Here is a 9,046-nt window from a genome sequence, read left to right on the forward strand (position 1 = left end):
GTGGTCGTGAGCGGGCTTCGGGGGGGTTTCGGAGCCCGCGCACCAAGCCCGGCCGGTCGTCGACGTGAGGCGGCGAGTCGTCACGGGGCGCACCGGTAGGATCCGGGCCCCCTGCGCGTCCCAGTGTGACGACGGGCGGCCGGCCGGGCGTCCAGCCTCCCGCACGCGAAGATGGGTGTTCGGTGTGATCAACCACGTCCGGATGAGCCGGCTCGACGATGACCTACGTCTCGACCTGTTCGCGCAGGAGGGCACGGATGTCGTCGGCCTCGGGCGACCCGAGCCGGGTGAAGATGTCGAGGGCCTTGACCAGGGCCTGCCTGCCCCGGCCGGTCTCCCCGAGCCCCGCGAGGGCCTTGCCGAGCGCGGCCAGTGACTGCGCCTCGCCGTACGGGTGGGTGATCTCGCGGCTCACGGTCAGCGCCTGCTCGGCGTGCCGGGCGGCCTCGGCGAACCGTCCGGCGGCGATGAAGGTGGCGGCGAGCCGGTAGCAGACCCGCTGCTCCCAGACTCGCTGGTTGCTCGCGCGGAAGAAGGCCAGGCACTCGGCGTGGTGGACGACCGCCTCGTTGAGCCGCCCGACAAAGGACAGCACGTTGCCGAGGTGATAGCGGGCCCGCGCCACCCCCGCGCCGCTGCCGATCTCGGTGAAGACCGCCAGCCCCCGCTCGGCCGCCGCGATGGCGTCGTCCGGCCGTCCGAGGCCCAGGTGGTCGCGGGCGGAGTAGCACGACGCGAGCGCCTCGCCCGCGGGATTGCCCGTCTGCCGGTGGACCGTCGTCGCCCGGTCGAACCATTCGAGCGCCTCGGTGTGGCGGCGCCGCCGCCCGGCGACGACCGCGAGCGCGTTGCACGTCTCGCCGAGAACGATGTGGTCGCCGGTCTCCTCGCCCAGCGTCCGCGCGGCGAGAAAATGGCTCTCGGCCTCGGCCAGCCGGTTCGCGCCGAACAGCACCCGGCCCAGCACGTAGCGGCAGCGCAGCTCGGCGCGCCGCGCACCGGCCTGGCGCGTCGCCGCCAGCAGGGCCGACGTGCGCTGTTCGAAGTCCCGCTGGTTGGTGCCCGACTCCAGCAGCGGCTCCATCGCCAGCAGCAGGTCGGCCGCCGCGAGCAGGTCGTCGCCCGATTCGTCCTGTGCCCCTGCCGTTTGGGCCACCGCTCCGAACATGTCCTCGGCCTCCGCCGACAGCCAGGCAACTGCCTCGTCGGCGGAGGAGAAGGAGTGGCCGAGCATGCCCAGATCGGTGAGGACGTCGGCGATCCGGCTGCCCTCGTACGCCAGCCGGTGGGCCGCGCCCGCCGACGCAAGATAGAAGCCCAGCAGCCGCCGCAGGGCGAGCGTGCGGGCCGCGGGCTCCTCGGCGGCCTCCGCCTGCCGCCGGGCGAACAGCTTGAGCAGGTCGTGGAATCGGTAGCGGCCCGGCGCGGGCGCCTCCAGCAGGCTGGCGTCGACCAGCGACTCGATCACGTCCTCGGCCTCGGACGGGGTGAGGTCGAGCACGGCCGCCGCCGCGAAGACCGAGATGCCCGAGCCCGCCGGCAGCGACAGCAGCCGGAACGCCCGCGCCTGCCGGGCGTCGAGCTGGCCGTACCCGAGGGCGAACGTGGCCGAGACCGCCAGGTTGCCGATCTTCATCTCGTCGAGGCGGCGGCGCTCGTCGGCCAGCCGGGGGACGAGCGAGGCGACCGTCCACGACGGGCGGGAGGCCAGCCGGGCCGCGACGATCCGCACGGCCAGCGGCAGGAAACCGCAGGCGGCGACCACATCCATGGCGGCGGCACGTTCCGCCGCCACCCTCTCAGGCCCCGCGACCGCGGCGAGCAGCGACAACGCCTCCTCGGGCTCCATCACGTCGAGGTCGATGAGCCGGGCCGCGGGCAGGTCGGCCAGCTTGCCCCGGCTCGTGATGATCGCGGCGCAGCCGGGTGAGCCGGGCAGCAGGTGCTCGACCTGCTCGGCGTCGCGGGCGTTGTCGAGCAGCACCAGCATCCTGCGGTCGGCGAGCAGCGACCGGAACAGCGCGGAGCGCTCGGCCAGGCCGTCGGGGATGACGTCCATCGGGATGCCGAGGGCCCGCAGGAACGCCACCAGCGCGGTCTCGGGCGCGGTCGGCTCGGCGCTGTATCCCCGCAGGTCGGCGTAGAGCTGGCCGTCGGGGAACAGGTCGTCGGCGAGGTGGGCCACGTGGACGGCCAGGGTCGTCTTGCCCACGCCGCCGATGCCCGACATCGCCGCGATCGGCACGCCCTCGCGCGCCCCTTCGCCACGCAGCAGCGCGAGCAGCCTGCGCACCAGGCCGGTGCGTCCGGTGAAGTCGGGCACCGCCGCCGGGAGCTGGGCCGGTCTCGGCATCTCGATGACCGGGCCCGTCTCGGCCGCCGCGGCGTCATCGTGGACATCCTGCTGCGAGAGCCGTACGGGAGGGGGCGTGGGGGTGAGGGAGGGGTCGGCGGCGAGGATCCGCCGGTGGAGGCGGGACAGCTCGGCCCCGGGCTCGATGCCGAGCTCCTCGACCAGCGCCCGCCGGGTGTCGGTGAAGACCGACAGCGCCTCGGCCTGCCTGCCACACCGGTAATAGGCCAGCATGAGCTGGGCGCGCAGCCGCTCGCGCAGCGGATGTTCCGCGGTGAGCGCGACCAGCTCGGAGACGATCTCCGCGTGCCGGCCCAGCTCGAGGTCGAGCTCCATGAGCGTCTCGACCGCGCTCATCCGGCGCTCGGCGAGCCGGTCGCGCTGGTGCTCGGCGTACGGGCCGACCGCGCCGGCCAGCGGCTCGCCCGACCACAGGCGCAGGGCCCCGCGCAGCCGCCGGGCGGCCTCCCCGGCCCGGCCCGTGCGGCGGTCGGACTCGGCGGCGGCGCATTCGCGTTCGAAGACGGCGAGGTCGAAGCGGGCGGGGCCGGAGTCGAGCCGCAGCGCGTATCCCCGGCCCACGGAGGTCAGCAGCCGCGGCGGGGTCCGGGGGGACCGGTCCGGCTCCAGGACGGTGCGCAGGCGGGAAACGTAGGTGCGCAGCGCGCCGAGCGCGCGCGGGGGCGCGTCCTCGCCCCACACGCCGTCGATCATCTCGTCCGGCGTGACCGCGTGCCCCTCCCTCAGCAGGAGCATCGCGAGAATGGAGCGTTGCAATGGCGTGCCAAGGTCGAGCTCCACGCCGTCGCGCCAGGCAAGGACGGGTCCCAGCACGGCGAAGCGCAGGCCGTCCACGGCGGCGTGATCAGGCATGTGATCTGTCTCCCGATGGCAAGATTTCCGACCAAATGATAGATCGTGCGACGCGGCGGCAATAGGACCGCGGGCGTTGGTTCAGTTTGCGTACAGGTGCTTGAAAGCGACCTGCAAACCACGGCGAGAGCGTTGAAAGCGGGTTGCAGGCGGGCGGGCCTATCACTGAGCTGCAACCCCGACACGCACCCCGTATCGGGGGGATCGTCCTCGAACAGGAGAACCGAAATGCGACGCTCCATCACCCTCGGTCTCGCCGCCGCCACCACCGTCGCCGCCCTCGGGCTGCCGGCCCTGGCGACCGCGGCCAACGCCGCCCCCGCCTCCGCCTCCTCCGCCGCCACCGCCTCCGCCCCGCACCACCACGACTGGGACTACGACGGCTGGTGGGGCACCTACTGGTCCTCCAACCACCTCGCCAAGGCCAAGGGCTACGTCGACGTGAACTACGACCACGAGGAGTCGAACCGGGTCCACATCACCGGCAAGCTGTACGACAACGACCACCGCACCTACCGGCAGGGCGGCAAGTGCGCGTACATCAAGTTCCGGGTGTCCTACTGGGACGACGGCGAGGACAACTGGTCCTCCAGCTACAAGTCGTACAAGTACTGCGGCGCCGGCGGCTACAAGCAGATCAACTTCTGGCGCTACGACGTCGCCCAGGTCCAGGCGAAGGTCTGCCAGATCGGCCTGTACAGCAACGTGCCCGTCAAGTGCGGCTACTGGCGCGACATCTACAACGCCTACGACGAGGACTACGGCTACGACGCCTGATCACCCTCGCATGACGCGGCCCGTCCCTTCCGGGACGGGCCGCTCCCTTTCTATTGACTGATCAAGCTGCTTCCGACGCCGGCTCCAGAATGCCCAGCTTCGCGCGAAGACGTTCGCGCACGGCGGGCCATTCGGGACTCAGGATCGAGTAGTACGCGGTATCTCGGACCGTGTCGTCGGCGCCTCGGCTGTCCGCTCGTCGCACACCGTCGAGGTGCGCGCCGAGGGCCTCGATGGCGACCCGGGATCGGGTGTTGCGTACGTCTGCCTTGAGGGTGATCCGGTGAACCTGCCAGGTCTCGAAGGCGAGGGAGAGCATCAGATACTTGCTCTCCCGGTTGACACCGGTGCCCTGGGCCGACGCGGCGAGCCAGGTGTACCCGATGTCCGCGACGGACGGGACCTCGCCCACCGCGCCCTTGGTTCCCGGCGGCCAGGGCATCGGGCCCTGCCAATACTCCAGGTTCATCAGACGGGTGGCACCGACCACGCGGTCGGTGTGCAGCCACCGGATGGCGAAGGGCAGCGTGCGGCCCTCCGCCTGCTCAGCCAAGGCGGCCTCCACGTAGGAGGCCATCTCATCCCGGCCAGCGGGAACGCGAGTGAAGGCGTATGTGGAACGGTCTTCACTCGCCGCGGCGACGAGGTCGTCGAGCACCGCGAGGCTGAGCGGTTCCAGGCGCACGGAGCGCCCGGACAGGGTGACAAAAGCGGGCATGAGCACATGATGGGGGCTGCTGACCACGCCTGATACCAAATGACACGAGACATCTTGGCGGGGTGCGGGTTAAGGGGTGTGGTGCCCGATGAAACCGCAGGTCAGAGCGTTGATCCGGGCCCCGCGCGGCGGGCGGCCAGGGTAAAGATTTTGGCCAAAGATCCACGGGGCCCGGCGAACGCTTCAGGCGAGGGTCACGGGGACGTCCGCGGGCGCGCCGAACCAGGTCTCCAGCGCGTTGGCGAGCCCCTCGGAATCGGTGGTTTCCGGGTCCTCCACCCAGGCGACGACGCCGTCCGGGCGGACGAGCAGCGCGCCGGGAGCGTGCGCGTCGCGTATCGCCGTCGTGACGGTGGCGACCCGGTCGCCGTACCCGTCCGCCGCCGCGCCGCCGAGCCGGGATCCGGTCTGGCGGAGGAGCAGGCCGCGGCCGTCGTGGAGGTGGTCGGCGAGCCGTGAGCCGTCCTCGAACTCGTAGTCGGGCACGCTGCGCCCCATCAGAGGGTGTCCGCCGCCGGGCATGTCGTACCGCTGCCAGACACCGGAGATCTTCTTCACGAAGTAGGTGGTGCCGGTGACCGTGCCGAGCAGGTCGGCGACCACCGTCCGGGCCGCCCGGGCGTGGGCGTCGGGACGCATCAGGGCGATCTGGGCCCGCGTCCAGTCGAGCACCCAGGCGCCGATGGGGTGCCGCTCCCGCGTGTAGGTGTCGAGAAGCCCCTCCGGGGCCTGCCCGCGTACGACCGCCGCGAGCTTCCAGCCGAGGTTCACGGCGTCGCCCAGTCCCAGGTTCAGCCCCTGGCCGCCGAAGGGCGAGTGCACGTGCGCGGCGTCACCGGCCAGCAGCACCCGCCCGAGCCGGTAGGTCGTCGCCTGCCGCGCGTTGTCCGTGAACCGCGTGACCGACGTGATCCCCTTGACGACGACGTCGGAGCCCGTGACGTGCCTGACCGCGTCCTGCAGTTCCTCCGTCGTCACCGGTTCGGTCTTGTCGGCCTTGCCTGGCGCGCCGTCGTCGAAGCGTACGACGAGGATGCGCCCCGGCACCGGGCCGTGGGAGTAGATCCCGGTGGGAGTGGCCTGCCAGCCCACGCCGAGGTCGTCGGTGCCCTCCATCTCCGCGATGGCCTGGTAGGCGGTGATCTCCGGGTCCGTCCCGGGGAACTCGAAGCCGGCCAGCTTGCGCACCATGCTCCTGCCGCCGTCGCAGCCCACGAGCCAGCGGCCGTGCACCGGGCCCTCGGTCGTGGCGACCGTGACCTGCTCGCCGTCGTCGGTGAAGCCGGTCACCTCCACGCCGCGCCGCACCTCGACCCCCAGCTCGGCCGCGCGTCCCGCGAGGATCTGTTCGAGCTGCTGCTGGGGCACCAGGCCGATCTCGGTGATCGGTCCCCGGCCGGCCAGGTCGGGGTCGTCCTCGTCGAAGAGATCGGCGCTCAGCATCATCCCCGCGAAGTGGCCGGCGAACCTGGGCGGAGTCCGCTGCGGTCCTCCCGCGGCGGCCCGCTTCTGCATGAACGCCCTCACGACTTCCATCGCCCGCTCCTGCACCTCCCTCAGCGCGGGCAGCAGGCCCCGTCGATAGAGCGCCTCCACGCTGGGCGTGTTGAGCGCGCCGGCTTTGATCGTCGGGTCGATCTCGGTCAGCCGTTCGAGCACCACGACCGACGCCCCGCCCAGCCGCAGCTCGCAGGCCAGCATGAGGCCGACCGGCCCTCCGCCGGCCACAACGACGTCGTACGACATTCGCCCTCCCCGTAGTTACCGTTGCTGTAAACTTACTGTCGCTATAAGTTTTTAGCAACTAGAATGAGGCGGGTGACGGAGAGCTTGGGGTTGCGGGAGCGGAAGAAGCGGCAGACCCGCTCGCTCATCTCCGACGTGGCGTCGGGCCTGTTCGTGCAGCGCGGGTTCGACAACGTCACGGTCGCCGAAGTCGCCGAGGCGGCCGGAGTCTCGGCCAAGACCGTCTTCAACTACTTCCCTCGCAAGGAAGACCTGTTCCTCGACCGCTATCCCGAGGCGGTGGAGCTGGTCACCCGCGCCGTACGGGAACGCGCCGAGGGGGAGACCCCTGTCGCCGCGCTGCGCCGGCTGTTCCTCGGCATGCTCAGGGACGGCCACCCGCTCGGCGGGATCGCCCCCGGATATGAGGTCTTCTGGCAGGTGATCCTCGACTCGCCCGCGCTCAGGGCCCGGGCGAGGGAGCTGGTCGAGGAGTTCGAGGGCGTGATCGCCGGCCTGTTCGCCGAGGCGGCCGGAAGCGATCCGGGCGACCCGGCCCCGCGCCTCGCGGCCGCCCTGGTGGTCGCCGCCTACCGCGCCGTGTACATCACCAGCATCGACAGGATCCGTGCCGGTGATCCCATGCAGGACGTGATCGCCGACCGCGCCGTCCAGCTCGACCGCGCCCTGCGCGCCGTCGAACACGCCATCGCCGCCTTCTGAGCAGCCCGCCCTGCCATTCGGGACCTTCGTCGTTCTCGGCCTTCGCCGTTCCGGGTCTTCGCCGTTCTGGGCCTTCGTAGTTACGAGCCTTCGCTGTCACGAGCCTTCGGCGCGATCCGAGCACCCCCGTTTTCTGGGGTCCGTCGTTCTGGACCTCCGTCGTTCCGAGCCTTCGGCGCGTTCCGGGCTGCGCCGTCGTAGTTTTCCGGGCCTTCGTCGTTCTCGGCGTTCGCCGTTCCGAGCCTTCGGCGCTTTCCGGACAGCGCCGTCCCCGCTGCCTGAGCAGCGCCGTCCCCACTGGTTGAGCAGTGCCGTCGCCGTTTTGCGGGGTCTTCGGTGCCTTGGGGGCAGCGCCGCCCTGGCTGTCTGAGTATCGCCGTCCCTGCTGGTTGAGCAGTGCCGTCGCCGTTTTGCGGGGCTTTCGGCGTTTTCCGAGCAGTGTCGTCCCCGCTTTCTGGGCGGCGTCTGCGCCGTTTTCCGGGCTTTGATGCTTGCTGGGTAGTGCCTCCGCGCCCTCTGAGCGGCGCCTTCACTGCCCCCGGCAGGGCTTGTCCAGCCCATAGCTTCTGGCGGGCCTGTATGGCGGCGGCGAACTACGCCGTGACCAGGGCGGTCTCCTCAATCTGTGATCCCAAGAGATTGCTAGTTGATCTTGCACAAGCTCCGGGGGGAGGAGAGAATTAATACAAGTTTTCGAATCGCTTGATGGAGGTGTGATGGATCTGTTCGATATCGATCCTGAGCGCCTTCGTCATTCGAACGATGCCGACGGTGAGTGGTGGGACCGTCTGATCGCCAATTCCCCACTGTGGTCCTCTGATGGCTCGTCCGCCCGGGAGCCCTTCCCGATCATCAACTTCGGGCCCCGGCAGCGCGCCGACGCACCCGTTGTCGAGAGCGTGGACGACCCGGGCGCGGACGCCCCAGGCACGCATACCGACAGGGCAGATAGCGATGGCGCGGATGCCACGGGCGGGGTTGCTGCCGGTGCGGATGCCGCTGGCACGAACGGCGCTGACGCGGGTGCCGCCCGTGGGGCTGCCGATGGCGCGGCTGCCGCCGGTGCCGTGCGCGGGGCTTGTGATGGTGCGGCTGCCGCTGGCGCGAATGGCCCTGACGCGGATGCCGCCCGTGGAGATGCCGCTGGCGCGGATGGCGCTGGCTTTGGTGCCGCGCGTGGTGCTGCCGATGGCGCGGACGCTGCTGGCACAAACGGCACCGGCGCGAATGACCCTGGCGCGGCCGGCCCGAGTGCTGGTGCGGGTGCGGGTGCTTCCGATGGTGTGGGTGGGCGTGATCGTGGTCGGGGTCGTGGGCGGGGTGGTGTGCGGTCGTCGTGGGTGGTGGTGGGGTCGGTTCGTGAGGTGGCCCAAGAGCTGGCGCTGACGCCGCTTCCCGACGATGTGGACATGTGCCTGGCCGAGGCGGAGGAGTTGCTGTTCGCCCGGGATCGGATCACCAGCGCCCTGGCCGACCGCGTCGGCCGGGTCCACCGAGCAGGTCAGGCCAGGCAGCATGGGCATGCCTCCACCCGCTGCTGGTTGCGCACCAGTGGGGGGATGACGGTGGGCGGTGCGGGCCGCCTGCTCACGTTGGGGGCGGAACTGCCGCGCCTCCCCAAGGTGCGGGAGAAGTTCGCTGCGGGTGAGCTGGCGGCGGGGGTGGTGGAGGCCATCTGCGCCGCTGTGGCCGGACTGACCGACGAGCAGGCCGGCCTGGCGGAGCCGATCTTGGTGGACCTGGCCGGCAAAGCGGGGGCGGCGGAGGTCGCCAAGGCCGGCCGCCACCTGCGGGCGGTGCTGGACCCCGATGGGGAAGAACGGGATGAGCGGGCCGATTACGGGCGGCGGTTCCTGCGGGTCCGCCCGGGCAAGGGC

The 9,046-nt window shown here is 71.2% G+C and carries 7 protein-coding genes; 4 read left to right on the forward strand and 3 right to left on the reverse strand.

Translation table 11 applies throughout. From position 1 onward, the window contains the following. Positions 1-223: 223 nt before the first annotated feature. Positions 224-3,226 (reverse strand): AfsR/SARP family transcriptional regulator, encoded by a 3,003-nt coding sequence (locus tag HCK04_RS37780; RefSeq protein WP_142652246.1) that lies wholly within the window; start codon positions 3,224-3,226, stop codon positions 224-226. 228 nt (positions 3,227-3,454) lie between these two features. Here HCK04_RS37780 and HCK04_RS37785 point away from each other — a divergent pair, with 228 nt between their 5' ends. Further along, positions 3,455-4,003, forward strand: a complete 549-nt coding sequence (locus HCK04_RS37785) for a hypothetical protein (protein WP_168066589.1) — start codon at positions 3,455-3,457, stop codon at positions 4,001-4,003. Positions 4,004-4,064: 61 nt separating this feature from the next. On the opposite strand, the gene HCK04_RS37790 is transcribed toward HCK04_RS37785, so the two are convergent. Together HCK04_RS37790 and HCK04_RS37795 are read right to left on the reverse strand one after the other, a co-directional pair. Further along, the gene (locus HCK04_RS37790; protein WP_142620174.1) at positions 4,065-4,721 is read right to left on the reverse strand and encodes a GNAT family protein; all 657 of its coding nucleotides are present in this window, start codon (positions 4,719-4,721) and stop codon (positions 4,065-4,067) included. 183 nt (positions 4,722-4,904) lie between these two features. Continuing rightward, positions 4,905-6,467 carry an FAD-dependent monooxygenase gene (locus HCK04_RS37795; RefSeq protein WP_142652248.1) on the reverse strand — a complete coding sequence of 521 codons (1,563 nt, stop codon included), beginning with the start codon at positions 6,465-6,467 and terminating at the stop codon, positions 4,905-4,907. A 72-nt stretch (positions 6,468-6,539) separates the two neighbouring features. Between HCK04_RS37795 and HCK04_RS37800 the strand changes: the two genes are divergently transcribed. The 3 genes from HCK04_RS37800 to HCK04_RS37810 all read left to right on the forward strand — a co-directional run. Continuing rightward, positions 6,540-7,169, forward strand: a complete 630-nt coding sequence (locus HCK04_RS37800; RefSeq protein WP_221890032.1) for a TetR family transcriptional regulator — start codon at positions 6,540-6,542, stop codon at positions 7,167-7,169. Between the two features lie 954 nt (positions 7,170-8,123). Continuing rightward, the gene (locus tag HCK04_RS37805; protein WP_142652252.1) at positions 8,124-8,555 is read left to right on the forward strand and encodes a hypothetical protein; all 432 of its coding nucleotides are present in this window, start codon (positions 8,124-8,126) and stop codon (positions 8,553-8,555) included. Continuing rightward, positions 8,534-9,046, forward strand: a 513-nt coding sequence (locus HCK04_RS37810) for a DUF222 domain-containing protein (RefSeq protein WP_142652254.1), incomplete at its 3' end; no start/stop codon positions are given. The genes HCK04_RS37805 and HCK04_RS37810, both read left to right, overlap by 22 nt.

The organism is Microbispora sp. CL1-1, from assembly GCF_012034195.1.
Lineage (GTDB): Bacteria > Actinomycetota > Actinomycetes > Streptosporangiales > Streptosporangiaceae > Microbispora.